23 protein-coding genes are annotated in these 25,217 nt (G+C 70.2%); 14 read left to right on the forward strand and 9 right to left on the reverse strand.

All coding sequences use genetic code 11. From position 1 onward, the window contains the following. Positions 1-8 precede the first annotated feature (8 nt). Both purB and AC30CM_RS15195 read left to right on the forward strand, forming a co-directional pair. Positions 9-1,427, forward strand: a complete 1,419-nt coding sequence (gene purB / locus AC30CM_RS15190) for an adenylosuccinate lyase (protein WP_490117722.1) — start codon at positions 9-11, stop codon at positions 1,425-1,427. Next, a complete protein-coding gene (locus AC30CM_RS15195) occupies positions 1,424-2,623 on the forward strand; it encodes a cytochrome P450 (protein ID WP_490117723.1) in 1,200 nt (399 codons plus the stop codon). The genes purB and AC30CM_RS15195 overlap by 4 nt, the downstream gene beginning before the upstream one ends. A 44-nt stretch (positions 2,624-2,667) precedes the next feature. On the opposite strand, the gene AC30CM_RS15200 is transcribed toward AC30CM_RS15195, so the two are convergent. Together AC30CM_RS15200 and AC30CM_RS15205 are read right to left on the reverse strand one after the other, a co-directional pair. Then, complete coding sequence (locus AC30CM_RS15200) at positions 2,668-3,528, reverse strand: type IV toxin-antitoxin system AbiEi family antitoxin domain-containing protein (protein WP_490117724.1); 861 nt, start codon at positions 3,526-3,528, stop codon at positions 2,668-2,670. 93 nt (positions 3,529-3,621) lie between these two features. Continuing rightward, entirely contained in the window at positions 3,622-4,239 is a 618-nt protein-coding gene (locus tag AC30CM_RS15205) for a hypothetical protein (RefSeq protein WP_490117725.1), read from the reverse strand. 29 nt (positions 4,240-4,268) lie between these two features. Between AC30CM_RS15205 and AC30CM_RS15210 the strand changes: the two genes are divergently transcribed. The 4 genes from AC30CM_RS15210 (at position 4,269) to AC30CM_RS15225 (ending at position 8,522) form a co-directional block, all read left to right on the forward strand. Further along, the gene (locus AC30CM_RS15210) at positions 4,269-5,156 is read left to right on the forward strand and encodes a phosphoribosylaminoimidazolesuccinocarboxamide synthase (protein WP_490117726.1); all 888 of its coding nucleotides are present in this window, start codon (positions 4,269-4,271) and stop codon (positions 5,154-5,156) included. Continuing rightward, positions 5,156-7,258 carry a S9 family peptidase gene (locus tag AC30CM_RS15215; protein ID WP_490117727.1) on the forward strand — a complete coding sequence of 701 codons (2,103 nt, stop codon included), beginning with the start codon at positions 5,156-5,158 and terminating at the stop codon, positions 7,256-7,258. The genes AC30CM_RS15210 and AC30CM_RS15215 overlap by 1 nt, the downstream gene beginning before the upstream one ends. Next, positions 7,255-7,743: a glutathione peroxidase gene (locus AC30CM_RS15220; protein WP_490117728.1), complete on the forward strand. Its 489-nt coding sequence runs from the start codon at positions 7,255-7,257 to the stop codon at positions 7,741-7,743. The genes AC30CM_RS15215 and AC30CM_RS15220 overlap by 4 nt, the downstream gene beginning before the upstream one ends. Before the next feature lie 74 nt (positions 7,744-7,817). Beyond that, positions 7,818-8,522 carry a DUF2334 domain-containing protein gene (locus tag AC30CM_RS15225; protein WP_490117729.1) on the forward strand — a complete coding sequence of 235 codons (705 nt, stop codon included), beginning with the start codon at positions 7,818-7,820 and terminating at the stop codon, positions 8,520-8,522. Between the two features lie 4 nt (positions 8,523-8,526). Here AC30CM_RS15225 and AC30CM_RS15230 read toward each other — a convergent pair whose 3' ends face one another. Together AC30CM_RS15230 and AC30CM_RS15235 are read right to left on the reverse strand one after the other, a co-directional pair. Beyond that, complete coding sequence (locus AC30CM_RS15230) at positions 8,527-9,129, reverse strand: hypothetical protein (protein WP_490117730.1); 603 nt, start codon at positions 9,127-9,129, stop codon at positions 8,527-8,529. Further along, positions 9,129-9,782 (reverse strand): MBL fold metallo-hydrolase, encoded by a 654-nt coding sequence (locus AC30CM_RS15235; RefSeq protein ID WP_490117731.1) that lies wholly within the window; start codon positions 9,780-9,782, stop codon positions 9,129-9,131. Before AC30CM_RS15235 ends, AC30CM_RS15230 begins: the two co-directional genes overlap by 1 nt. Before the next feature lie 62 nt (positions 9,783-9,844). Between AC30CM_RS15235 and purS the strand changes: the two genes are divergently transcribed. After that, positions 9,845-10,084, forward strand: a complete 240-nt coding sequence (gene purS / locus AC30CM_RS15240; RefSeq protein WP_490117732.1) for a phosphoribosylformylglycinamidine synthase subunit PurS — start codon at positions 9,845-9,847, stop codon at positions 10,082-10,084. Beyond that, the gene (purQ, locus tag AC30CM_RS15245; protein ID WP_490117733.1) at positions 10,081-10,752 is read left to right on the forward strand and encodes a phosphoribosylformylglycinamidine synthase subunit PurQ; all 672 of its coding nucleotides are present in this window, start codon (positions 10,081-10,083) and stop codon (positions 10,750-10,752) included. The genes purS and purQ overlap by 4 nt, the downstream gene beginning before the upstream one ends. 53 nt (positions 10,753-10,805) lie before the next feature. Here the strand turns inward: purQ and AC30CM_RS15250 are convergent, their stop codons facing one another. The 4 genes from AC30CM_RS15250 to AC30CM_RS15265 all read right to left on the reverse strand — a co-directional run bounded on the left by AC30CM_RS15250 (position 10,806) and on the right by AC30CM_RS15265 (position 16,109). Then, positions 10,806-13,682 carry an MMPL/RND family transporter gene (locus AC30CM_RS15250; protein ID WP_490117734.1) on the reverse strand — a complete coding sequence of 959 codons (2,877 nt, stop codon included), beginning with the start codon at positions 13,680-13,682 and terminating at the stop codon, positions 10,806-10,808. Continuing rightward, positions 13,679-14,125 (reverse strand): MmpS family transport accessory protein, encoded by a 447-nt coding sequence (locus tag AC30CM_RS15255; protein ID WP_490117735.1) that lies wholly within the window; start codon positions 14,123-14,125, stop codon positions 13,679-13,681. The genes AC30CM_RS15250 and AC30CM_RS15255 overlap by 4 nt, the downstream gene beginning before the upstream one ends. A 149-nt stretch (positions 14,126-14,274) precedes the next feature. Next, the gene (locus tag AC30CM_RS15260; protein ID WP_490117736.1) at positions 14,275-15,075 is read right to left on the reverse strand and encodes a family 1 encapsulin nanocompartment shell protein; all 801 of its coding nucleotides are present in this window, start codon (positions 15,073-15,075) and stop codon (positions 14,275-14,277) included. Continuing rightward, positions 15,072-16,109 carry a Dyp-type peroxidase gene (locus tag AC30CM_RS15265; protein WP_490117737.1) on the reverse strand — a complete coding sequence of 346 codons (1,038 nt, stop codon included), beginning with the start codon at positions 16,107-16,109 and terminating at the stop codon, positions 15,072-15,074. The genes AC30CM_RS15260 and AC30CM_RS15265 overlap by 4 nt, the downstream gene beginning before the upstream one ends. Before the next feature lie 130 nt (positions 16,110-16,239). On the opposite strand from AC30CM_RS15265, the gene AC30CM_RS15270 reads away from it, so the two are divergent. The 6 genes from AC30CM_RS15270 (at position 16,240) to AC30CM_RS15295 (ending at position 23,889) form a co-directional block, all read left to right on the forward strand. Then, the gene (locus AC30CM_RS15270; RefSeq protein WP_490117738.1) at positions 16,240-17,496 is read left to right on the forward strand and encodes a M18 family aminopeptidase; all 1,257 of its coding nucleotides are present in this window, start codon (positions 16,240-16,242) and stop codon (positions 17,494-17,496) included. Positions 17,497-17,564: 68 nt separating this feature from the next. Further along, on the forward strand, positions 17,565-18,785 hold the full coding sequence (locus tag AC30CM_RS15275; protein WP_490117739.1) for a cation:proton antiporter domain-containing protein: 1,221 nt from the start codon (positions 17,565-17,567) through the stop codon (positions 18,783-18,785). A gap of 9 nt (positions 18,786-18,794) precedes the next feature. Next, positions 18,795-21,089 carry a phosphoribosylformylglycinamidine synthase subunit PurL gene (purL, locus tag AC30CM_RS15280; protein ID WP_490117740.1) on the forward strand — a complete coding sequence of 765 codons (2,295 nt, stop codon included), beginning with the start codon at positions 18,795-18,797 and terminating at the stop codon, positions 21,087-21,089. Continuing rightward, positions 21,086-22,810: an alpha/beta hydrolase gene (locus AC30CM_RS15285; RefSeq protein WP_490117741.1), complete on the forward strand. Its 1,725-nt coding sequence runs from the start codon at positions 21,086-21,088 to the stop codon at positions 22,808-22,810. Before purL ends, AC30CM_RS15285 begins: the two co-directional genes overlap by 4 nt. Beyond that, positions 22,810-23,496: an Rv0804 family intramembrane glutamic endopeptidase gene (locus AC30CM_RS15290; RefSeq protein WP_490117742.1), complete on the forward strand. Its 687-nt coding sequence runs from the start codon at positions 22,810-22,812 to the stop codon at positions 23,494-23,496. Before AC30CM_RS15285 ends, AC30CM_RS15290 begins: the two co-directional genes overlap by 1 nt. A 3-nt stretch (positions 23,497-23,499) precedes the next feature. After that, positions 23,500-23,889, forward strand: coding sequence for a sterol carrier family protein (locus tag AC30CM_RS15295; RefSeq protein WP_490117743.1), 390 nt, complete (start codon positions 23,500-23,502; stop codon positions 23,887-23,889). A 12-nt stretch (positions 23,890-23,901) separates the two neighbouring features. Here AC30CM_RS15295 and AC30CM_RS15300 read toward each other — a convergent pair whose 3' ends face one another. Next, complete coding sequence (locus AC30CM_RS15300) at positions 23,902-25,173, reverse strand: DoxX family protein (RefSeq protein WP_490117744.1); 1,272 nt, start codon at positions 25,171-25,173, stop codon at positions 23,902-23,904. Positions 25,174-25,217 lie beyond the last annotated feature (44 nt).

A 25,217-nucleotide genomic window follows, 5' to 3' on the forward strand; every position in this document is an offset into this window, starting at 1 on the left:
GTGTGTTCGTGACGATCCCCAACGTGTTGGCCAACCGCTACGCCAGTGAGGAGATGCGCGCGATCTGGTCGCCCGAGGCGAAGATCGTCGCCGAACGACGACTCTGGCTGGCCGTCCTGCGCGCCCAGGCCGAACTGGGCGTCGACGTCCCCGCCGGCGTGGTCGAGGACTACGAACGGGTGCTGGAAGACGTCGACCTGGCCTCGATCGCGGCTCGCGAACGCGTCACCCGCCACGACGTCAAGGCCCGCATCGAGGAGTTCAACGCGCTGGCCGGGCACGAACACGTGCACAAGGGCATGACCAGCCGCGACCTCACCGAGAACGTCGAGCAACTGCAGATCCGCCGCTCGCTGCAGCTGGTCCACGCCCACGGCGTCGCCGTGGTCGCCCGGCTCGCGTCGCGCGCCGCGCAGTACCGCGACGTGGTGATGGCGGGCCGTTCGCACAACGTCGCCGCGCAGGCCACCACCCTCGGCAAACGCTTCGCGTCGGCCGCCGAGGAGACGCTGCTGGCGCTGCGCCGCCTGGAGGAGCTGATCGAGCGCTACCCGCTGCGCGGCATCAAGGGGCCCATGGGCACCGCCCAGGACATGCTCGACCTGTTCGACGGGGACACCGCGCGGCTCGCCGAACTGGAGCGTCGCGTGGCCGAATACCTGGGCTTCGCGGTGGTGTTCACCAGCGTCGGCCAGGTGTACCCGCGCTCGCTCGACCACGAGGTGGTCTCGGCGCTCGTGCAGTTCGGCGCCGGACCGTCGTCGCTGGCCCACACCATCCGGCTGATGGCCGGCCACGAACTGGTCACCGAGGGTTTCAAGGCCGGCCAGGTCGGCTCGTCGGCCATGCCGCACAAGATGAACACCCGGTCCTGCGAACGGGTCAACGGCCTGCAGGTCGTGCTGCGCGGCTACGGGTCGATGGCGGCGGAACTCGCAGGCGCGCAATGGAACGAGGGCGACGTGTTCTGCTCGGTGGTGCGCCGCGTGGCGCTGCCCGACGCGTTCTTCGCCGTCGACGGCATGATCGAGACGTTCCTCACCGTGCTCGACGAGTTCGGCGCCTACCCCGCGGTGATCCAGCGCGAACTCGACCGCTACCTCCCGTTCCTGGCCACCACGAAGATCCTCATCGCCGCCGTCCGCGCCGGCGTCGGCCGCGAGACCGCGCACGACGTCATCAAGGAACACGCCGTCGCCGTCGCCCTGGCCATGCGCGAGCAGGGACGCGAACCCGATCTGCTGGACCGGCTGGCCGCCGACGACCGGCTGCCGCTGGACCGCGCGGCCCTCGACGCGGCGCTGGCCGACCGGGCCGCGTTCACGGGAGCCGCTGCCGCACAGGTGGATTCGGTGGTCGCGGCCGTCGACGAGCTGGTGGCGCGTCACCCCGATGCCGCGAAGTACTCGGCGGGCGACATCTTGTGACGCGGGCGGGAGGCGTGCTGGCCGAGGTCGACCTCACCGATCTCGACAACTTCGCGCACGGCTTCCCGCACCACCTCTTCGCCCGCCACCGCAGCGAAGCACCCGTGTACTGGCACGAGCCCACCGCGCACACCCCCGACGGGGAAGGCTTCTGGTCGGTGGCCACGCACGCCGAAACCCTGGCGGTACTCCGCGATCCGGAGACGTTCTCGTCGGTGACCGGCGGAACGCGCCCCTACGGCGGCACGCTGCTCGGCGACCTGCCGATCGCAGGCCAGGTGCTCAACATGATGGACGACCCGCGGCACGCCGAGATCCGTCGGCTGGTGTCCTCGGGCCTCACGCCGCGGATGATCCGTCGCGTGGAGGACGACCTGCGTGCCCGCACCCGCAGGCTGCTCGATGCGGTGGTACCGGGGGAGCCCTTCGACTTCCTGGTCGACGTCGCCGCCGAACTGCCCATGCAGATGATCTGCATCCTGCTGGGAGTGCCGGAATCCGAACGGCACTGGCTGTTCCACGCCATCGAGCCGCAGTTCGACCTGGCGCGGGAGAGCAACGCCGACGACGGCGCGCGCATGTGGGCCTACGCGAGGGAGCTGATCGCCACCAAGCGGGCGACACCCTCCGACGACATGCTCTCGGTGGTGGCGGCCGCGGGCGGCATGTCCGAACTCGAGCTGTACCTGTTCTTCAGCCTGCTGTTCAGCGCCGGCGCCGAGACCACCCGCAACGCCGTCGCCGGCGGCCTGCTGGCGTTGCTGCACGCACCCGACCAGCTGGCCGTCCTGCGCGCCGATCTGGACGGCCTGGGCGTGGCCGTCGAGGAGATGGTGCGGTGGACGTCGCCGTCGCCGTCGAAGCGGCGCACCGCCACCCGCGACGTCGTGCTCGGCGGCTGCGAGGTCCGCGCCGGGGACAAGGTGCAGATCTGGGAGGGCTCCGCCAACCGCGACGCGTTGGTGTTCGCCCGGCCGGACGTCTTCGACGTCACGCGCAAACCCAATCCGCACCTGGGTTTCGGCCAGGGCGTGCACTACTGCCTGGGTGCCAACCTGGCGCGCCTGGAGTTGCGCGTGCTGTTCGAGGAACTGCTGGCGCGGTTCGCGTCGGGCACGGTGGTGGCGCCCGTCGAGTGGACCCGCAGCAACCGGCACACCGGGATCCGCCACCTGGTGGTCGCGCTCCACCCCTGACGCCCCTGCGCGATTTCGGCGCGTAAACGTTCGGTGAGCGAACGTCAGCGCGCCGAAATCGCGCGTCGGACCTCGTCGAGCACACGCTCGGGGTAAGAATCCAGGTCGATCCACGTGAACCGGAGCACCTGGTAACCGGCAAGGGAGAGCGCGTTCTGCTTGACGCGGTCGCGCTCGAATGCGTCGGCGTCGCTGTGGAACGCGTACCCGTCGACCTCGATCACCAGCCAGGCGTCACGGAACAAGAAGTCGACCTCGTAGCCGAGGAGCCGCTGGTTGGCCTTCCAACCCGTGATGCCCGCCGACCTGAGCAAGCGGGCCATCAATCGTTCAGCCGTCGAACGGGTGCCCTCCTCGGCGGCCTGCAGCAGCTGACGCGCCCGGGGAGAGCCGTACCTGCCCCGGTGGCGGAGATGCGCCGACCAGAGTGCGTCCACGTTGGTGTGCCGCTGCAGTGCGTTGTCCATCAACTGCGGCCCGCCACCGCGTCGGGCGGCGGCCTCGACCACCGTGAGGGGCAACGTCGTCACCCGCAGCTGCCGGTGCTCCGTGACGTCGGTGGACGCCAGATCGCGACGGCGAACACAGACGCCGCTGCGCCGTCGACCGTGGCTGTTCCTGGGGACCGTGACCTCCACGGTGCCGGGCGCGAACCGCGTCAGCCCCAGCCACCACGCCGCGGTCAGACCAGACCCGGCCGCGTCGAGCCCGTACCCCCACACTGCCGCGCGGATTCGGGCGGCGTCGGAGAACGGGCGGTCGTCGGCGAAGTAGACGCCCTGCGAACAACGGCGCCAGCGTCCCGAGGTGACACGCCGCCGCACCGCTTGTGCGCTGATGCCGACGGAAGCGGCCTGCTGCAGCGTGATGACTCCGTCATGGCGGCGGAGGAGATCGTCCAGCACGACGATAGGACGCAGTCGGGACTGCGGCGGTTCCCCTCCCCGCGATTTGGGCGCGGAAACGTTCGGTGAGCGAACGAAAGCGCGCCGAAATCGCTAGTGGCGGCGGGCGAGGCCGGCGGCGCGCAGCTCCAGGTTCGCCAAGCCGCGCACGGCGATGGCGTCGTCGCGACGCCAGGCGCCCACCGGATCGATGCTGACGGCGGCGAGCTTGCCCAATGGCCGATTGGTGAGCGCCCGCAGTGCCAGCAGCTGCTCCCCGGCCGGCGTCGCGGCCAGCGTCAGCGCCGTGAACTTGCGCCGCGCGAACCGCACGCGCAAGAACAGCCACGGCATCGCGACGAACAGGATGGGCGGGGCCGCGACGGCCAGGGCCAGCACCACCGCCAGCCACGTGGCCGTCGAATCGAGGTTCGCCCCCGCGCCCGCGATGTCCAGCGCCGCGTCGGCCGCCGCACGCAGCGGCTTGCTCAGGGCGTTGCCGATGAGCGGCACGTCGTTGGTGCCGTCACCGGCCGAGTTGAGGTTGTCGGCGACCCCGTTCGCGCCGTCGTGAACCTGCCGGCCCACGTCGGCGATCGTGGCGACCGCGGCGTGCACCGCCAGGCCCACGAACACCCACAGCGCCGACCACAGCACCACCGCCGCGTCACTGAACAACTGCGCGAGCAGCCGGCCGGGCCTGGTCGCATACGGCACATAGCGAGAACTCATGCCCCGATCCCAGCAGATAGTGTTGCCCAATGCGCCCGGCTCTGAGCGACTACCACCATCTGGCCAGCGGCAAGGTCCGCGAGCTGTACCGCATCGACGCCGATCACCTGCTGTTCGTCGCCAGCGACCGCATCTCGGCATACGACTACGTGCTCGACAGCGCGATCCCCGACAAGGGGCGCGTGCTGACGGCCATGAGCGTGTTCTTCTTCGACCTGCTCGACGCGCCCAACCACCTCGCAGGCCCGCCGGACGACGAGCGCATCCCCGCCGAGGTCCTCGGCCGCGCGCTGGTGGTGCGCCAACTCGAGATGGTGCCCGTGGAGTGCGTGGCCCGCGGCTACCTGACCGGATCGGGTCTCATCGACTACCGCCAGACCGGCCAGGTCTGCGGGATCCCGCTGCCCGCGGGGCTCACTGAGGCCAGCAAGTTCGCGCAACCGCTGTTCACGCCCGCCTCCAAGGCCGAGATCGGGCTGCACGACGAGAACATCAGCTTCGACCGCGTGGTCGAGATGGTGGGTGCCGAGCGCGCCGCCCGGCTGCGCGACGAGACGCTGGCGATCTACTCCACGGCGGCCGAGCACGCGCTGAGCAAGGGCATCATCCTCGCCGACACCAAGTTCGAGTTCGGCGTCGACGCGGCGGGCGACCTCGTACTGGCCGACGAGGTGCTGACCCCCGACTCGTCGCGGTACTGGCCGGCCGACACCTACGCCGAGGGGCAGGTGCAGCCGAGCTTCGACAAGCAGTTCGTGCGCAACTGGCTCACCGGCCCGGAATCCGGGTGGGACCGGCACGGGGACACCCCACCGCCCGCGCTGCCCTCCGCGGTGGTCGAGGCCACCAGGGCGCGCTACGTCGAAGCCTACGAACGCATCTCCGGACTATCCTTCGCCGACTGGTTGGGAGCCTGATGACCACACCGCCCATCGCCAAGCGCGTCGACCACGAACGCGTCCACCACGGGGACGTCTTCGTCGACCCCTACGAATGGCTGCGGGAGAAGTCCAACCCCGAGGTCATCAGCCACCTCGAGGCCGAGAACGCCTACGCGGAGGCCCGCACCGCACACCTGGAACCGCTGCGGCAGAAGATCTTCGACGAGATCAAGGCCCGCACCAAGGAGACCGACCTCTCGGTGCCGACCCGTCGCGGCGACTGGTGGTACTACGCCAGGTCCATCGAGGGCAAGCAGTACGGCGTGCACTGCCGCTGCCCCGTGGCCGACGCCGACGACTGGTCCCCGCCGCTGTTCGACGAGCACACCGAGATTCCCGGCGAACAGGTGCTGCTCGACGAGAACGTCGAGGCCGAGGGGCACGAGTTCTTCTCGCTGGGCGCGGCGTCGGTGAGCATCGACGGGCACACGCTGGCCTATTCCGTGGACGTGCTGGGGGACGAGCGCTACACGCTGCGCTTCAAGGACCTCCGTACCGGCCAGCTGTACGACGACGTGATCGCCGGCATCGGTGCGGGCGCCACCTGGGGCGCCGACGGCCACACCCTCTACTACGTGACCGTCGACGACGCCTGGCGTCCCGACACGGTGTGGCGGCACCGGCTGGGCGCGGGTCAGCCCGGCGAGAAGGTGTACCACGAACCCGACGAACGGTTCTGGGTGGGCGTCGGCCGCTCGCGCAGTGACAAGTACCTGTTCATCGCCGCCGGCAGCGCCGTCACCACCGAGGTCCGCTACGCCGACGCCACCGACCCCGAGGCCACGTTCACGGCGGTGCTGCCGCGCCGCGAGCAGGTCGAGTACTCGGTGGAACACGCGGTGGTGGGCGGCGAGGACCGTTTCCTGATCCTGCACAACGACGGTGCGGAGAACTTCACGCTGGTCGAGGCTCCGGTGGACCGGCCCACCGAGTTCCGCACGCTCATCGAGCATCGCGACGACGTCCGCTTGGATGCCGTCGACGCCTTCGACGGACTGCTGGTGGTGAGCTACCGCAGCGCGGCCCTACCGCGAATCCAGCTGTGGCCCATCACTTCCGACGGCGCCTACGGCCGCGCCCAAGAGGTCGAGTTCGACACCGAGCTCACGTCGTCGGGGCTGGCGGGCAACCCGAACTGGTCGACGCCGCGGCTGCGCGTCGCCACCACGTCGTTCGTCGTGCCGCTGCGCATCTACGACCTGGACCTGGTCACCGGGGAGCGCATCCTGTTGCGCGAGCAGCCGGTGCTGGGCGACTACCGGCCGGGCGACTACGTCGAACGCCGCGACTGGGCCGTCGCCGACGACGGTGCGCGCATCCCCATCTCGATCGTGCACCGCGCCGACGTGACCCTGCCGGCGCCGGTGCTGCTGTACGGCTACGGAGCCTACGAGTCGTGCGAGGACCCGCGGTTCTCCATCGCCCGGTTGAGCCTGCTGGACCGCGGGATGGTGTTCGTGGTCGCGCACGTGCGCGGCGGCGGCGAGCTGGGCCGGCCGTGGTACGAGAAGGGCAAGCTGCTGCACAAGCGCAACACGTTCACCGACTTCATCGCCGTCGCACGCCATCTCGTCGACACCGGGGTCACCGAGCCGCACCGTCAGGTCGCGCTCGGCGGCAGCGCGGGCGGCCTGCTGGTGGGGGCGGTGGCCAACATGGCACCCGAGTTGTTCGCCGGCATTCTGGCGCAGGTGCCGTTCGTCGACGCGCTCACCACCATCCTGGATCCGTCCTTGCCGCTCACCGTCACCGAGTGGGACGAGTGGGGCAACCCGCTCGAGGACGAGGCCGTCTACCAGTACATGAAGTCCTACACGCCCTACGAGAACGTCGCGCCGAGAACGTACCCGGCGATCTTGGCCATGACGTCGCTCAACGACACCCGGGTCTACTACGTGGAACCCGCGAAGTGGGTGGCGGCACTGCGGCACGTGGGAGCCACCGACGTCCTGCTCAAGACCGAGATGGTGGCCGGGCACGGCGGCCTCAGCGGCCGCTACAAGCGGTGGAAGGAGACCGCGTTCCAGTTCGCCTGGGTGCTGGCCACCGCCGATCCCGGGGTAGCGTCGGCGCCATGACGGTCACCGACATCGCCCTGACCACGCTGGACGGCACCCCCACGACGCTCGCCGAGCTGTCCGGGGGCGCGACGCTCATCGTCAACGTCGCGTCCAAATGCGGTCTCACACCGCAATACGCTGCGTTGGAGAAGCTGGCGTCGGACTACCGGGACCGCGGCCTGACCGTCGTCGGCGTGCCGTGCAACCAATTCATGGGCCAGGAGCCCGGCACCGCCGAGGAGATCCAGACGTTCTGCTCGACGACCTACGGGGTGACGTTCCCGCTGCTGGCCAAGACCGACGTCAACGGCCCCGATCGGCACCCGCTGTACGCCGAGCTGACCGCGACGCCCGACGCCGACGGCAGCGCCGGTGACGTGCAGTGGAACTTCGAGAAGTTCCTGGTGGCCCCGGACGGACGCGTGGTCAGCCGGTTCCGGCCCCGCACCGAGCCCGACGCCCCGGAGGTCGTCGCCGCCATCGAGGCCGTCCTTCCCGGCTAAGGCCACACCCGATGGTCGCCTGCCGCTCGGGTGTCCGCAACGCCCCGGACACCTGACGTCGGCACACTGGTCACGTGGCTGGAGAACTGATCGTCTCGATCTCCGGGATCAGGGACCGCACGCTGGCCGACGCCGCCGCCTTCCGCGAGCAACTGCACCGCCGCGACGTCCCGGCGTCGTTGCTGGTGGCGCCGCGACGCAAGCACGGCTACCGCCTGGAAGACGACGCGGAGACCGTCGCGTGGTTGGCGCTGCGGCGCAGCGCCGGCGATGCGATCGTGCTGCACGGGTACGACGAGGCCGCCACCAAGAAGCGCCGCGGCGAGTTCGCCTCGCTGCCCGCCCACGAGGCCGGCCTGCGGCTCAAGGGCGCCGACCGCGTCCTCGAACACCTCGGATTGCGCACCCGCCTGTTCGCCGCCCCCGGCTGGACCGTCTCCGACGGCGTCGTCCATGCGCTGCCCGACAACGGCTTCCGGCTGCTGGCGGGGGTCACCGGCATCACCGACCTCGCGCGCCAGACCACGTTGCGGGCGCGGGTTCTCGGCGTCGGCGAGGGTTTCCTCGCCGAGCCGTGGTGGTGCCGCACGCTGGTGCTGGCCAGCGGCCGCACCGCCCGCCGCGCGGGCACCGTGCGAATCTCGGTGGCCGCCAACCAACTCGGGCGATCCGGCCCCCGTCAGGCCGTACTGGACGCCGTCGACCTGGCATTGCTGCACGGCTGCCGGCCCGCGGTGTACCGGTGGGCCCCACCGACCGCACTGACCGACGCCGCCTGACCGCCTAGGGCACCTCGACCGTCGTCGTCACCGACACGAGCTGCGGTGTCGCGGGCGCCGACGAGAACCCGAACCGCACGGGCGGGTCGAGCGGCGCCACGTCGCCCAGATCCGTGCCGCGGAACGTGCCGTTCACCCCGGTGATGCGCCGCGTGCGCCGCACGCCGTAGTACTCGCGCCGGCCGTTGCCCGCCGATCCGGCCGTGTGCACTCCCGTGACCAGCCGGGCGGCCACCGGATCGATGACCTTGAGCCACAACGGTTTCCGTGACAACGGCGGCGGGACGAGGCGCAACAGGGTGTCGAACGGCGCGGGTCCGCCGAGCGCGGCGGTGACGTGCAACCCGGGGGCGGCGATCTCCAGGGTGTGCGGTGCCTGGTCCACGGCCACCTCACCCACGTCGACGTCGTCGAACGTGTAGGTGTCGGTGACGAAGTCGGCGATGTCCCGGCGGGGCGCCAGTAGCGTGCGGGTGCCGTCGGCGGCCTCGACCATGACGTCGGCGAAGCTGCCGAAGGGGGAGTCGAGCCAGCGGCCCACGACGAACCGCACCCCGGCACGCGTACCGAAACCCGCGATGTGCCCGGTGAAGATCAGGCGCTGCATCAGAACTCGGTGCCGTGTTCCTCGGTGAGCACGCGGAAGTCGGTGTCGGTCATCTCGGACAGCCGGCCGTAGTAGATGCCGCGGGCCTGCTCCGCGACGACCGCCTGGTGGATCGGCACGGCGCGCTGGGGCGCCACCGCACGCAGGTAGTCGACGGCCTCGGAGATCTTCATCCACGGGGCGGCCGCCGGGGTCGCCAGCACGTCGACCGGTTCACCGGGGGTGAACAACGCGTCACCGGGGTGCATGAGGCGCGCCGGGTGCTCCCCGTCGCCCACCAGGTAGGAGATGTTGTCGATGAGCGGGATGTCGGGATGGATCACCGCGTGGGTGCCGCCGACGCCGCGTACGGCCAGATGCCCCACGCTGAACGCGTCACCGGCGTGCACGGCCGTCCACGGGCCGCCGAGCTGGGCCGCCGTCATCGGATCGCAGTACAGCTTGGCCTGCGGGTTGGCGTCCAGCAGTGCCGGCAGCCGCTCGGCGTCGACGTGATCGGCATGCTGATGGGTGACCAGGATCGCGGACAGGCCCGTGATGCCCTCGAAGCCGTGGGAGAAGGTGCCGGGATCGAACAGGATCGACGTCTGCCCACCCGTCTCGTCGGGGAAGCTCGCGAGTAGGCAGGAGTGGCCGAAATGCGTCAATTGCATGCCCCCATTGTGCCGCCGGTAGAGTGAGCCGCGACCGCAGTTCAGCCGAGAAGGAGCCGCCCGTGGCCCGGGTCGTAGTGCACGTCATGCCCAAGGCCGAGATCCTCGATCCGCAGGGCCAGGCCATCGTCGGTGCCCTGGGGCGCCTGGGACACTCGGGAGTGTCGGACGTCCGCCAGGGCAAGCGTTTCGAACTCGAGGTCGACGACAGCGTCAGCGACGAGGCGCTCGCCGAGATCGCCGAGTCGCTGTTGGCCAACACCGTGATCGAGGACTTCGAGGTGTCGAGGGTCGATTCGTGACCGCTCGCGTCGGGGTCATCACGTTCCCGGGCACGCTCGACGACGTCGACGCCGCCCGCGCCGTCCGGCTGGCCGGGGGTGAGGCCGTCAGCCTCTGGCACGGTGACGCCGACCTCAAGGGCGTCGACGCCGTCATCGTCCCCGGTGGCTTCTCCTACGGCGACTACCTGCGGTGCGGCGCCATCGCGAAGTTCGCCCCCGTGATGGGCGAGGTGATCGAGGCCGCGGGCAAGGGGATGCCGGTGCTCGGCATCTGCAACGGCTTCCAGGTGCTGTGCGAGGCGGGCCTGTTGCCCGGAGCTCTCACGCGCAACGCCGGATTGCACTTCGTGTGCCGCGACATCTGGCTCGAGGTCGCGTCGAACACCTCGGCGTGGAGCACCCGGTACGAGGCGGGCGCCGACATCCTGGTGCCGCTCAAGTCCGGCGAGGGGCGCTACCAGGCGTCCGAGGCCGTGCTCGACGAGTTGGAGGGCGAGGGCCGCGTGGTGTTCCGCTACCGCGATGACGTCAACGGCTCGCAGCGTGGCATCGCGGGCATCGCCTCGGCCAACGGCCGCGTCGTGGGCCTCATGCCGCACCCCGAACACGCCACCGAGGCGCTGACCGGCCCCTCCGACGACGGTCTCGGCATCTTCTACTCCGCCCTGGACGCGGTCCTGGTGTAGCGATTCGTGGAGTTTCCGTCGCGCTCACCGCGACGGAAACTCCACGAATCGCGTCAGAACAGTGCGAGTTGCTCGGCGCCCGAATCGCCGAACTTCTGCGGGACCGGGCGTTGCCGCACGTTCAGCGGCCACCAGAACCACCTGCCCAGCAGGGCGGCGATCGACGGTGTCATGAACGACCGCACCACCAGCGTGTCGAACAGCAGGCCCAGCGCAATGGTGGTGCCCACCTGACCGAGTACCCGCAGGTCGCTGACGATGAACGACGCCATGGTGAACGCGAACACCAGTCCGGCCGCCGTCACCACCGAGCCGCTGCCCGCCATCGACCGGATGATGCCCGTGTTCAAGCCGGCGTGCATCTCCTCCTTGAATCTGGAGACCAGCAGCAGGTTGTAGTCCGAACCGACCGCCAGGAGCAGGATCACCGCCAGCGCCAGCACCACCCAGTACAGCGGCACCCCGAAGATGTACTGCCACACCAGCACCGACAAGCCGAACGACGCCCCCAGCGACAGCGCCACGGTGCCGACGATCACCAACGCCGCCACGATGCTGCGGGTGATGAACATCATGATCAGCAGGATCAGGCTCAGCGACGCGATGCCCGCGATGATGATGTCGTAGTGCGACATCTCCGCGATGTCCTTGTACGTCGACGCCACGCCGCCGATGTAGATCTTCGACCCCGCCAGGGGTGTGCCCTTCACGGCGGCCGCGGCCGCGGCCCGGATCTCCTCGATGTGCGAAATGCCCTCGGGCGTGGCCGGATCGACGTCGTGGGTGATGATCATGCGTGCTGCCTTGCCATCGGGTGACAGGAACAGCTTCAAGCCGCGGACGAACTCCGGGTTGCTGAATGCCTCCGGCGGCAGATAGAACGAGTCATCGGTCTTCGAGGCGTCGTACGCCTGCCCGAGTGCCGTCGAATTCTGCAGTGCCGCCTGCGTTTGCGCGTAGATGCCCGACGTCGTGGCGTAGTTGGTCATCGTCAGGTCGCGGTTGGTCTGCTGATTCGCGATCTGCGGCGGCAGCAGTGCCAACAGCCGCGGCTGCAGCGCATCGAGTTTCGCGATGCTGCCCGAGACGTTGGCCAGCTGGTCGGTGAGATCGCTGATGCCGTCCAGCGAGTCGAACAGCGACCGGAACGCGTTGCACACCGGGATGTCGAAACAGTGCGGCTCCCAGTAGAAGTAGGCGCGCATCGGCCGGAAGAAGTCGTCGAAGTCGGCGATCTTGTTGCGCAACTCCTGGGCCGTCGCGACCGTCTGCTGGAACGCCTCGCTCTGCTCGTGGGTGATGTCGCTGGACTGCTGCTGCAACGCCATCTGCTGGCGCAGCACGTTGATGGTGTCGTCGATGACGGCGACCTGCTTGGTGAGGTCGTCGGCCCGGGCCTGCTGATAGGGCAGGTTCTGAATCTGCGACGCACTGGACGCGCTGATCTGGAACGGGATCGACGTGTGGTCCAGCGGCGTGCCCAGCGGACGGGTGATGGACTGCACCTGCGCGACGCCGTCGGTGTGGAAGACGGCCTTGGCCACGCGCTCCAACAGGATCATGTCGGTGGGATTGCGTAGGTCGTGGTCCGTGTCGATCATCAGCAACTCGGGGTTCAGCCGGGCCTTCGAGAAGTGCCGCTCGGCCGCGGCGTAGCCGACGTTCGAGGGGGCGCTGGCGGGCATGTAGACGCTGTCGTCGTAGTTGGTCTTGTATCCCGGCAGCGCCAGCAGCCCGATGAGCGCGATGGCCATGGTGGCGAACAGGATCGGGCCGGGCCACCGCACGATCGCCGTGCCGATGCGCCGCCAGCCGTACTTCTTGGTGGTGCGCTTCGGATCCAGCAGCCCGAACCGGCCGCCGATGACGATCACCGCCGGCGCCAACGTCACCGACGCCGCGAGGGCCACCAGCACACCGAGCGCCGCCGGGATGCCCAGGCTCTGGAAGTACGGCAGTCGCGTGAAGTAGAGGCAGAACACCGCACCGGCGATGGTCAGGCCCGAGCCGACGATGACGTGCGTGGTCCCGCGGTACATGTCGTACCAGGACACCTCGCGGTCGAAACCGTTGCCGCGCGCCTCGTGATAGCGGCCGAGCAGGAAGATGACGTAGTCGGTGCCCGCCGCGATCACCAGCAGCGTCAGGATGTTGGTGGAGTACGTCGACAGCCCGATGAGCCCCTGATCGGCCAGGAACGACACGACGCCCCGCGCCGCCGACATCTCGACCAGCACGGTGATGAGGGCGAGCAGCATCGTGACCAGCGAGCGATAGACGATCAGCAGCATCACCGCGATGACGCCGATGGTCAGCGCCGTGACGACGAGGGTGCTCTGGTTGCCCACCTCGAATTGGTCGGCGATCTGCGCGGCCGCGCCGGTGACGTAGGCCTTGACGCCCGGCGGCGCGGGCGTGTCGTCGACGATCTTGCGCACCGCGTCCACCGACTCCAGCGACAGTGCCTCGCCCTGGTTGCCGGACAGGAACACCTGGACGTAGGCGGCCTTGCCGTCGGGACTCTGCGAACCCGCGGCGGTCAGCGGATCGCCCCAGAAGTCTTGCACGTGCTGGACGTGCGTGGTGTCGGCGGCGACGCGCTTGACGATCTCGTCGTAGTAGCGGTGCGCGTCGGCGCCCAGCGGCTGATCGCCCTCGAGGACGATCATCGCGGCGCTGTCGGTGTCGAACTCGTCGAACTTCTCGCCGATCTGTTTGAACGCCTGCAGCGACGGCGAATCCGGCGAACTGAGCGCCACGTTGTGTTCGGCGCCGACTTCCTCGAGCTGGGGCACGAGCGCATTGCTGAGGCCGGCGACCAGCACCCAGAAGATCACGATGGGTACGCACAGCGTCCGAACTCCGCGCGCCAGCCGGCTGGGCCGGTCCACGGTGAGGGGTTGGGTCGGTGCGTCGTGCGACGCCGTCATCCGGACTTGTCCAGGCAGAAGGTGTAGGCGTTCAACGTGTTCACCGTTCTCTCGTCCTTGACGACGTCGTCGATGGTGATGCGGCAGCTCAGCGAGTCGCTGTCACCCTGCGCCTGGACGTTGACGAACACCGCCGGTTGCGTGGTGGTGGTGTCGTACTTCCAGGGCAGTGCGACGTCGGCCGCGTGCTGCGGCTGGGCGTCGATGTCGAGATAGCTGATGGAGGCGACGGTGCCCGGTGGGCCGAACACCTCGAGCACGACGTGCTTGGGGTTGAACGGCTTGGTGTCGTTAGCGCTGTTGTCGGGTGTGGATACGACGTCTTGGGAGCCGAAGATGCCGTTCAGCCGGTAGACCGCGAAACCGGCGATCGCGACGACTGCGATGGCAACCAGGATCATCCAGTGGCGGGCAAGCCGCCTGCCGACCGAAAGCCGCTGCATCCGTGACCCTTTCGGCGAGCGGAAGCTCGCGCGCGCGTGCACGAAGGCAACCCCCGGCACTTACTGCATCTCAACTTGGTTGACAGTACGACATGCGATCCCGCTGATCAACCGTTGACTTCGCCAGAGAATTCCTCTCTCTCGCGGCCTCAGCTCGGCACGAGGGCGACCGAGGCCTCGGCGGTGTAGCACAGGAACGTCAGCGTCTCCTCCAGGTACAGCTGCACCGTCTGGGCGTCGTGGGACAGGTAGCCGATGGACACGTCGCTGCCGAGCCGAAGGTCGAAGTCGCCACCCCGCGTCGAGAGCACGAACGCGCCGTCGATGGCCGGCGCCCAGATGATCTCCCCGTCCACCAGGCGATTCAGGTGCTCGCGGATGGGATAGCCGTGTTCGGTGGTCTCGCTGACCTTGGTGTACGCGTCGGCCGACAGCAGCACGCAGTACGGGCCGTCGACACCGGCCAGGCGCAGCGCCGACAGTGCCTGCGCGATGACGTCGGGGATCTCGCGGGCATCCGGCGGCAGCGTCAGGGCCGGGTTGGAGCTGCACGCCCGGATGCCGTCGATGTGGGCCGCCTCGTACCCCTCGAAGATGGCTCGGTCCTCGGCGAACGCCAGCTTCTTCGCGGCGTCCTTGACCGGGTCCCAATCGGAGTCCTGCGCCCCGCGCTCGACGTCGTCGACGGCCTCGCGCGTCACGGTGAACGGCACCCGCAACCGGACCAGCGGCTGTGCCTGCCGCAGGTGGGTCACCACGCCCTCGCCCGGCGACGGCACGTCGAGCAGGTGGCCCGTGCTCACCGCCGCTGCGGTGGCGCCGCCCGGGTCGCTGACGTCGACGACGCGCCGTCCCGCGACGTGACGCTTGAACGTGCGGGAGGCCTCTTCCTCGATCTGCGCCCAGGCCTCGGCGGTGATCGGCGCGAGATCGCGGTACAGGTTGTTCACTGGGGGTGTCCTTTCAAGCTGCCGATCGACAGGTGGCCGTCCGACGGGCGGGCGGGAGTCTCGGGGGTGGGCGGCGCGTCGGTCGCGGGCGGCGGCAGCGCCGGCGGATCGTCGAGGAAGTCGGCGGTGGGCGTGAAGAACAGGCCGCCCGTCACCGCGGTGGAGAAGTCCAGGATGCGGTCGGTGTTGCCCGGCGGATCCCCGATGAACATGTTGCGCAGCATGCGTTCGGTGACGTCGGGATCGGCGGCGTAGGCGATGTAGTAGGTGCCGGACTCGCCCCCGCCGCCCAAGGTGCCGAACGGCATGTTGGCCCGCACGATCTGTCGTTCGTTGCCGTCGGCGTCGGTGATGGTGTTCAGCGCGACATGGGAATTGGCGGGCTTGGGGTCGGGCAGCTCGATGTCCTCGAGCTTCGTGCGGCCGATGACGCGTTCCTGCTCCTCGACGCTCAAGGAGTTCCAGGCCGCCATGTCGTGCACGTACTTCTGCACGTGCACGTAACCGCCGCCGACGAACGCGGGATCTTCACCGTCGTCGGCGCCGATCTGGGTCGCGACCACCGCGGCCTGCCCATCGGGGTTCTCGGTGCCGTCGACGAAGCCCAGCAGGTCGCGTTGATCGTAGAAGCGGAAACCGTGCACCTCGTCGACGACGGTCACCGCACCTGCCATCGCCGCCAGCACACGGCTGCCCAGCTCGAAGCAGACGTCCATCGACTGTCCCTTGACGTGGAACAGCAGATCGCCCGGCGTCGACGGCGCGTGGTGACGGCCGCCGGAGAGTTCGACGAACGGGTGCAGCTTCGCGGGGCGGGGCCCGCTGAACAGGCGATCCCAGGCATCCGAACCGAACGACGTGACCAGGCTCAATTGGGCTGTCGGCGTACGGAACCCGACGGCGCGCACCAGGCCCGCGAGGTCGGGCAGGGCGTCGTGGACTGTCGCCTCACCGCCGTCGTCGATCGTGGCGACCAGGAAGATCGCCGCGGAGGTCAGCGGGGTGAGTACCGGTTGGGGCTGATCAACGGGCACGACGAGACCCTAGCGCGATCATGATCAGATCCGGTGGTCAAGATGGAAAGATTCCGGCTAGCAAGAAGCGGAGCGGGATTGCGCATGCTGTCCAGCAAGAAGCGGAGCGGGAACGGAGCGGGGAGTGCCCATGTCGAGTAGTGCCGAGGCCCTCTGTGCGTTCGTCGACGCGTCGCCGTCGCCGTACCACGTGTGCGCCACCGTGGCGGCGCGCCTGCGCGCCGAGGGCTTCACCGAACTGCGTGAGGCCGACCCCTGGCCCGGTGAACCCGGCCCGTACTTCACCGTGCGCGACGGCTCGCTGGTCGCGTGGCGCAGCGCCGACGCCGCGACCCCGTTCCGCATCGTCGGTGGCCACACCGACAGCCCCAACCTGAGGGTGAAGCAGCATCCGGACCGGTTCTCCACCGGGTGGCAGGTGGTGGCGCTGCAGCCCTACGGCGGCGCGTGGCTGAACTCGTGGCTCGACCGCGACCTGGGCATCAGCGGCCGGATCTCGTATCGCGCCCAGGGGACCGTCGAGCACCGCCTGGTGCGCATCGACGATCCGCTGCTGCGCGTGCCGCAGTTGGCGATTCACCTCTCCGAGGACCGCAAGGGCGTGGAGCTGAACCCGCAACGTCACGTCAACGCCGTGTGGGGAGTGGGCTACGGCGCCGGCGACTTCCTGGCCCACGTGGCCGAGCACGCCGACGTGGACCCCGGCGCCGTGCTGGCAGCCGACCTCATGACCCACGACCTGACGCCGTCGCGGCTCGTCGGCGCGCATCGCGAGCTGGTGAGCGCGCCGCGGCTGGACAATCAGGGCACCTGCTATGCGGGCCTGGAGGCGTTCTGCGCGGCCCGCCCGGACGGGTTCGTGCCCGTGCTGGCGCTGTTCGACCACGAGGAGGTGGGGTCGACGTCGGACCACGGCGCCCAGTCGGATCTGCTGCCGACGGTCTTGGAGCGCATCACGTTGGCGGCGGGCGGCAGTCGTGAAGACCACCTGCGCCGGCTCCCCGGGTCGATGGTGGCCTCGGGGGACATGGCCCATGCGACGCACCCCAACTATCCGGAGCGGCACGAACCCGGGCACCTCATCGAGGTCAACGCCGGCCCGGTGCTCAAGGTGCAGCCGAACCTGCGGTACGCCACCGATGGCCGCACGGCGGCGGCGTTCGCGCTGGCGTGCCGTCAGGCCGACGTGCCGTTGCAGCGCTACGAGCATCGCGCCGACCTGCCCTGTGGGTCCACCATCGGCCCGATGACCGCCGCGCGCACCGGGATTCCGACGGTCGACGTCGGAGCCGCCCAGTTGGCCATGCACTCGGCGCGCGAGCTGATGGGCGCGGCCGACGTGGTGTCGTACGCACGTGCGCTGCAGGCGTTCCTGGCGCCCGAGTAGCGAGGTCGCGCGGCGGGTCGAACACCGGATGGGGCGCACCGGGGCCTGACGGCAGGCATACTCGGCCGGTGTCGTGGTCGGTCATCGCGTTAGCCGGACTGCTGGTCGTCTGCACGTTGCTGGCCAGGCGGCTGGAGCAATGGGGCATCACCACCGCGATGCTGCTGGTGCCCGCGGGGTTCCTGGTGGGCTGGACCACCCACGACGCGCTGGCCGCGGGTCTCACCGCCCACACCATGCGGCCCGTCGTCGAGACCATCCTGGCGATCGTGCTGTTCGAGCACGCCGCCAACATCCGCGGCGGGTTCTTCGGCGGCCAGGCCAAGATGGCCATGCGACTGTTGTTCCTGGCGATGCCGCTGAGCCTCGGGCTGGCGGTCCTGATGGGCCTGTGGCTGGTGCCGCACCTCGGGTGGCCGGCGCTGCTGCTCATCGCCTGCGTGGTGGTGCCCATCGACTTCTCGCCGGTGATGGCGCTGCTGCACGACGAACGGATCCCGCTGCGCGTGCGGCAGCTGCTCAACGTCGAGGAGGGTTACTCCGACGGCGTCATCGCCCCGATCTTCCTGTTCGCGTTGGCGCTGACGATCGACGGCGGCCACACCGCGAAGGAGGGCCTGGTCGAGGCCATGAGCGAGGCCGTGCCGCACCTGGCGATCGCCGTCGTGCTGGGACTCGGTCTCGGCGGCGGGCTGGCCTGGCTGGCCAACGCGGCCGACCGCGCCGACCTGACCACCGAGCGGTCGCGGCGGGTCATGATGGTGATCACGCCCGTACTGACCTACCTGCTCAACGTCGGCCTCGGCGGCAACGGCTTCGTCGCGGCGTTCGTCGGCGGCGTCGCCTTCAACAGCGTGCGCGTCTACGTCGACCGCCCCCGCGAGCAGCAACTCCTGGACGACACCACGTTCCTGCTGGCGGCCATCATGTGGTTCGTCTTCGGCGCTGCCGCGCACTACGAGTTCGAGGACGGCGTCAAGCCGCATTCGCTGGTGTGGTTCTCGCTGCTGGTGCTGACCGTGGCGCGCGCGCTGCCGGTGCTGGCGGTCACCGTCCGGTCGTCGCTGTCCTGGCGGGAGCGGACGGTGCTCGCCACGCTTGGCCCGCGCGGCACCGCGAACATCTCGCTGGCGCTGCTGGCCTACGTGGCGCTGCCCGAGGGACCCGACGAGATGTTGCTCGAGGCGTCGTTCCTGGTGATCATCGGCAGCATCGCGGTCCACGGACTGCTCGGCCCGCTGCTGGTGAGACGCACCGCGGTGGCGGGTGTCGAGGCCGAGAGGCAATAAACTGTCTCCGTGACGACCGAAGTCCCCGCAGTTGACACCGTCCAGCACGCCTCCGACACCCCGGAGCAGCCCCAACCGTTCCGTGAGCTGGGGCTCAAGGACGACGAGTACGAGCGGATCAGGGAGATCCTCGGCCGTCGGCCCACCGACGCCGAGTTGGCGATGTACTCGGTGATGTGGAGCGAGCACTGCTCCTACAAGTCCTCGAAGGTGCACCTGCGCTACTTCGGTGAGACCACCACCGAGAAGATGCGCTCCGGCATGCTGGCGGGCATCGGCGAGAACGCCGGCGTCGTCGACATCGGCGACGGCTGGGCCGTCACCTTCAAGGTGGAAAGCCACAACCACCCGTCCTACGTCGAGCCCTACCAGGGCGCCGCCACCGGTGTCGGCGGCATCGTCCGCGACATCATGGCCATGGGCGCGCGCCCCGTCGCGGTCATGGACCAGCTGCGCTTCGGCGCTGCCGACGCCCCCGACACTCGTCGCGTCCTCGACGGCGTGGTCCGCGGTGTGGGCGGCTACGGAAACTCGCTGGGCCTGCCCAACATCGGTGGGGAGACGGTGTTCGACGCGTGCTACGCGGGCAATCCGTTGGTCAACGCGCTGTGCGTCGGTGCGCTGCGCAAGGAGGACCTGCACCTGGCGTTCGCGTCCGGCACCGGCAACAAGATCATCCTGTTCGGCGCGCGCACGGGTCTGGACGGCATCGGCGGCGTCTCGGTGCTGGCCAGCGAGACGTTCGGCGGCGACGAATCCGGCGCCTCGGGCCGCAAGAAGCTGCCCAGCGTGCAGGTGGGCGACCCGTTCATGGAGAAGGTGCTCATCGAGTGCTGCCTCGAGCTGTACTCCGCCGGCCTCGTGGTCGGCATCCAGGACCTCGGTGGTGCCGGATTGTCGTGTGCGACATCGGAACTCGCGTCCGCGGGCGACGGCGGCATGGCCATCGAGCTGGACCGGGTGCCGCTGCGCGCCAAGCACATGTCACCGGCCGAGGTGCTCTCCAGCGAATCGCAGGAACGCATGTGCGCCGTGGTCACCCCGGACAACGTCGACGAGTTCATGGCGGTGTGCCGCAAGTGGGACGTGCTGGCCACCGTCATCGGCGAGGTCACCGACGGCGACCGGCTGCAGATCACCTGGCACGGCGAGACCGTGGTGGACGTGCCGCCGCGCACCGTCGCCCACGAGGGCCCGGTGTACGAGCGGCCGGTGGCCCGCCCGGATACCCAGGACGCCCTGAACGCCGACACCTCGGCGGGCCTGCCCCGGCCGACGACCGGCGACGAGCTGCGTGCCACGCTGCTCGCGCTGCTGGGCAGCCCCCACCTGTGCAGCCGGGCCTTCATCACCGAGCAGTACGACCGCTACGTGCGCGGCAACACCGTGCTGGCCGAACACGCCGACGGCGGCGTGCTGCGCATCGACGAGGAGACCGGTCGCGGCATCGCCGTCGCCACCGACGCCTCGGGCCGCTACACCGCCCTCGATCCCTACACCGGCGCGCAGCTGGCGCTGGCCGAGGCCTACCGCAACGTGGCGGTCACGGGCGCCACCCCGGTCGCGGTCACCAACTGCCTCAACTTCGGCTCGCCCGAGGACCCCGGTGTCATGTGGCAGTTCTCGCAGGCCGTCCGTGGGCTTGCCGATGGCTGCGCGGCCCTTGGCATCCCGGTCACCGGCGGCAACGTCAGCTTCTACAACCAGACCGGGACCACCGCCATCCACCCGACGCCCGTGGTCGGCGTGCTCGGCGTGCTGGACGACGTGACGCGGCGCATCCCCACCGGTTTCGGCGCCGAACCCGGCGAGACGCTGATCCTGCTCGGCGACACCCGCGACGAGTTCGACGGCTCGATCTGGGCCCAGGTCACCGCCGATCACCTCGGCGGGCTGCCGCCCCAGGTGGACCTGGCGCGCGAGCAGCTGCTCGGCGAGGTGCTGGTGGCCGCCTCCCGCGACGGTCTGGTGTCCGCGGCGCACGACCTCTCGGAGGGTGGGCTGATGCAGACCGTCGTCGAGGCCGCGCTGGCCGGTGAAACCGGATGCCGCATCGTGCTTCCCGAGGGCGCGGACCCGTTCGTCGCGCTGTTCTCCGAATCGGCGGGCCGGGCGCTGGTCGCGGTGCCCCGCACCGAGGAGAGCCGCTTCATGGCGATGTGCGAGGCGCGCGGCCTGCCCGCCACGCGCATCGGCGTCGTCGACGACCGCAGCGACGGCATCGAGGTGCAGGGGCAGTTCACCGTCAGCCTGGAGGAGCTGCGGCGCACGTCGGAGGGCGTGCTGCCCCGGCTGTTCGGGTGAGACCCCCGCGCCACGTCTCCCACCCGCTGCTGGTCTGGGCCTGGAGCCTGCTCCGACTGGACCTCGTCGGGTTGAGCTTCGGCGCGGTGTTCTTCTGTCTGTCCCTGACACCGTCGCTGCTGCCGCGTGACTGGCTGTTCCAAGGGCTGATCTCGGGCACCAACGCGGCCATCGGCTACGCGATCGGCGTCGGGGTGGCCGCCTGCGTACGACGCGTCGTGCATGCGCGGCCACCGTGGTGGCCACCGTCGCCCCGCGTCCAGAACGTCGTGAAGGCCGCCGTCGTCACGTGCTCGATCGCCGCGGCCCTGCTGACCGTCGTTCCCGCGGCGGCCTGGCAGCGTCAGGTGTCGGCGCTGATGGGCGTCGACGGTCCCGCCACGTCGGACTACCTCCGGACACTGCTGGTCTCGCTGCTGGTGGCCGCCGCCTGGGTGGGCGCCGCCCGCGTCCTCGTCGACCTGGTCAAGGTGCTCGCCCGCTTCCTCATGCGTCGGTGGCACCTGCACCGCGAGGTCGCGGTGTTCGTCGGGGCAGGCGTCGTCGTGATGCTGCTGGTGCTGGTGCTCAACGGCGTGGCCTACCGCGGCTTCCTGGCAGGCGCCAGCGCCACGCTGCAACCCCAGAACCAGACCACGCGCGACGGCGTCGCGCAGCCGCGGGAACCCGAACGCTCCGGCAGCCCCGACTCGCTGGCGCCGTGGGACACCCTGGGATACCAGGGCCGCACGTTCGTGGCCACGGGACCCACGATCGACGACCTGGTGCGCCTCAACGGCAGACCCGCCAAGGAGCCCATCCGGGTCTACGCCGGGTTGCAGACGGCCGACACCGACGCCGGCCGCATGGCGGTGATCACGGCAGAACTCCTGCGCACCAAGGCATTCGATCGACGCGTGCTGGTGATCGTGCCCACGACCGGTACCGGTTGGGTGAACCCCGTCGCCGCGCGCGCCATCGAGACCATGTACGACGGGGACACCGCGATCGTCGCGGTGCAGTACTCGTACCTGCCGAGCTGGATCTCGTTCCTGGCCGACCGGCAGAAGTCCGTCGAGTCCGGTCGGCTGCTCGTCGACACCGTCCACGACCTGTGGGCCGACCAGCCGCCGGAGCGTCGACCCAAACTCGTCCTCTACGGCGAGAGCCTCGGCTCGCTGGCCGGGCAGGGGGCGTTCGGGTGGCTGCCGGACATCGCCGCCATGGACTTCAGCGCGGTGCTGTGGGTGGGGCCCCCGCACGAGAGTTCGCTCTGGAGTGGGTTGGTCGCGCGCCGCGACCCCGGCACCCGGGAGGTCGAACCGCGGTACGACGACGGGCGCACGGTGCGCTTCACGCAGGCGGCCACCGCCGAGGACATCGCCCGCGTCGCCACCTCGCCGTGGCACGGGACCCGGGTGCTGTTCATGCAGCACGCGTCGGACCCCATCATCTGGTGGTCGCCCAATCTGCTGTTCTCCCGGCCCGATTGGCTGGTCGAGCCGCCCGGCTCCGACCGCACGGCATCCATGCGGTGGTACCCGATCGTCACGTTCTGGCAGGTGAGTGCGGACATGACCAATGCGGCGGGCGTCCCGGGCGGGCACGGCCACAACTATGGCGACCTCATCGTGGACGGCTGGGCCGCGGTGCTCCCACCGCCAGGATGGACCGCCGACGACACCACCCGCGTGCGGTCGTCCGTGGCGGCGGCCGCAGCGGCCGGAGGGCCCGAGTTCTGATGCGGCGCAACCGGTCACGTGCGATCCTGCTGGCCGTCGGACTGGTCGCCTGGAACGCATCGGTGGGACCCGCGCTGAGCCCCCGCACTCGCACGCTGGTCCACGCCGGGCTGGTGACCGTCCTGGCCCACCGGGCCGGTGCCACGCCGGGTCTGTCCCCGCGGGCCGTCCGGCGAGGCGCGACGTGGGGGCTTCCGGTCGCCGCCACCGCAGCGGCCGCCGTGGCGGTCTCGGCCCGGATCACGCCGGTGCGGCGCGCCATGGCGGAGCGGCAGCTCCCGGCTCCGGTGGGGGAGTGGTTGCTGGCGCACATCCCCGTCGGCACCGTCTACGGGGAGGAGATGGCCTACCGCGCCGTGCTGGGCCCGCTGGCCGAGAACGCCTTCGGCCCGCACCGGGGGCGGCTGGTGCAGGCGGCCGCGTTCGGCCTGTCCCACGTCGCCGACGCCCGCGCGACGGGCGAACCCGTGGCCGCGACGGTGGCCGTGACCGGCGCCGCCGGCTGGGGATTCGGCTGGCTGCACGCCCGGTCGGGCAGCGTAATCGCCCCCATGCTGGCACATCTGGCGCTCAACGAGGCGGGCGCGATCATGGCGTGGCACGTCCAGCGCCGCCGCGCCACGGCCGATGGCAGGCTCCCCGACCCGGCGCCGGTCCTCGGACACCAGACCATGCTGGGACACTAGGCCATGCCCTCTCGTCGCCCCGTGGACCCGACCAAGACCCGCGCCGCCGTCCTCGCGGTCGCGGACTGGTTGCGCGACCCCATCGCGGAGGAACCGCAGCGCCCCGTCGTCGCCGAGGCCGTCCGGCTCACCGCGCGCACGCTGGCCGCCGCCGCGCCCGGCGCCAGCGTCGAGGTCCGCGTTCCGCCATTCGTTGCCGTGCAATGCATCGCGGGACCGCAGCACACCCGGGGCAACCCGCCCAACGTCGTCGAGACCGACCCGCGCACGTGGCTGCTGCTCGCCACCGGACTGCAGACCCTCGACGAAGCGATGGCCGCCGGGGCGCTGTCCGCGTCCGGGTCCCGCGCCGGTGAGGTGGCCGACTGGCTGCCGGTGGTTCCGCTGACCTGACCGGCGGGTCGCTCAGCCGAAGAACGGCCGCTCCTGCACCCAGTGGAAGCCACGGCTGCGCAGCGTGAAGTCCTCCAGGCGCTGCCGGTGCAACCGCACGTCGACGGCCTTCCCGTCGAGCGTGCCGCGCAGGCGCAGGTCGTCGTCGGCGCGCTCGACGGTGAACTGGCCGGTGTCGCCGATGGTCAGCACGTCGCCGTCCACCGTCACCGGCACGTCGACGAGGTCGCCGTCCATGCGCTGCTGGGTCATCACCCCGGGGACGTCGAAAACCACTCGCTGCCAACGGAACTCGTCGTCGAGCAACGGCGGGAGGGTCTTGCCGTCACTGGTGAAGTCGGTGACCGTCCAGATGCCGTACAGGGGCGGCTTGGCGCGCCCGTCGCCCACCTGATGCCACAGCGCCGCGTTGAACACCGCGCAGCTGACGGTCACCCACGCCCCCAGGAGCACCTGCGCCACCCGGGCCGCCCGATCACGCCGCGGCGCGTCGAACAGCGGCGCGGACGGTGCGGGGCCGACGCCGCGGCCGAGCACCAGCGCGTCGACCAACCGCCGCGCGCCCGGGGCCAGCAGCACCAGGCTCATCAGCAGCAGGTGCGACGACAGGATCTTCACCGGCACGTCGAACGTCATGTTGAGCAGGAAGATCTGTCCCGTGCCCGCCAAGGCCAGCAGCGCCCCCGCCGTCGCGGTGCGCGGGACGAAGAGCAGCACCCCGGCGATCACCTCCACCGCGCCCAGGAACATCTCGTAGGGCGCCGACGTGCCGACCTGCAGCCACAGCACCGACATCGGGGACAAGTCGCCGAAGGGTTCGAGCAGCGCCGCCAGCGGCGGAGCCGGCATCTGCGTCGGGATCAGCTTGGCGAAGCCGTAGAACAGCATCTGACCACCCAGGCACAACCGCACGAACACGAGGAACCAGGCGGCCAGCCGCGGGTACGCCGGGCGAGACCGGTCCGCGACCGACCAGACGAGCGTGCCGACGGCGGCGAGCACCGCCAGCGTGAACACCAACAGCCACGCGGCCGTCTGGTCACCGCTGTTGGAGGCAGGGTCCAGCACCGCGTCGACGCCGAACACCGTCCTGCCCACCCAGGACGTCAACGGTTGCAGCGCCAGCATCTGCGCCAGCACGGCGTGCGGGGGCAGCCACTGGCCGGCCAGGCCGGTGAACACGAACGTGATCTGGGCGAAGGTCAGGCAGAACGCGCCGAGGTAGAGCACCGCGAAGCGGAATGCGACCAGGGTCGGCAGGTTCCAGCGGTCCTCGTCCTCCATCGCCGGGGAATCTACCGCCCGGCGATGACGTTTTTCCCATTCGT

It is taken from the genome of Mycobacterium sp. DHQP2018-32-09 (assembly GCF_058148405.1).

Bases quoted from the DNA above. Each gene is read 5' to 3' on its own strand.
- AC30CM_RS15205 (WP_490117725.1), bottom strand. From the start codon at position 4,239: ATGAGTTCTCGCTATGTGCCGTATGCGACCAGGCCCGGCCGGCTGCTC.
- AC30CM_RS15210 (WP_490117726.1), top strand. From the start codon at position 4,269: ATGCGCCCGGCTCTGAGCGACTACCACCATCTGGCCAGCGGCAAGGTC.
- AC30CM_RS15215 (WP_490117727.1), top strand. From the start codon at position 5,156: ATGACCACACCGCCCATCGCCAAGCGCGTCGACCACGAACGCGTCCAC.
- AC30CM_RS15220 (WP_490117728.1), top strand. From the start codon at position 7,255: ATGACGGTCACCGACATCGCCCTGACCACGCTGGACGGCACCCCCACG.
- AC30CM_RS15230 (WP_490117730.1), bottom strand. From the start codon at position 9,129: ATGCAGCGCCTGATCTTCACCGGGCACATCGCGGGTTTCGGTACGCGT.
- AC30CM_RS15235 (WP_490117731.1), bottom strand. From the start codon at position 9,782: ATGCAATTGACGCATTTCGGCCACTCCTGCCTACTCGCGAGCTTCCCC.
- AC30CM_RS15250 (WP_490117734.1), bottom strand. From the start codon at position 13,682: ATGACGGCGTCGCACGACGCACCGACCCAACCCCTCACCGTGGACCGG.
- AC30CM_RS15255 (WP_490117735.1), bottom strand. From the start codon at position 14,125: ATGCAGCGGCTTTCGGTCGGCAGGCGGCTTGCCCGCCACTGGATGATC.
- AC30CM_RS15270 (WP_490117738.1), top strand. From the start codon at position 16,240: ATGTCGAGTAGTGCCGAGGCCCTCTGTGCGTTCGTCGACGCGTCGCCG.
- AC30CM_RS15290 (WP_490117742.1), top strand. From the start codon at position 22,810: ATGCGGCGCAACCGGTCACGTGCGATCCTGCTGGCCGTCGGACTGGTC.
- AC30CM_RS15295 (WP_490117743.1), top strand. From the start codon at position 23,500: ATGCCCTCTCGTCGCCCCGTGGACCCGACCAAGACCCGCGCCGCCGTC.
- AC30CM_RS15300 (WP_490117744.1), bottom strand. From the start codon at position 25,173: ATGGAGGACGAGGACCGCTGGAACCTGCCGACCCTGGTCGCATTCCGC.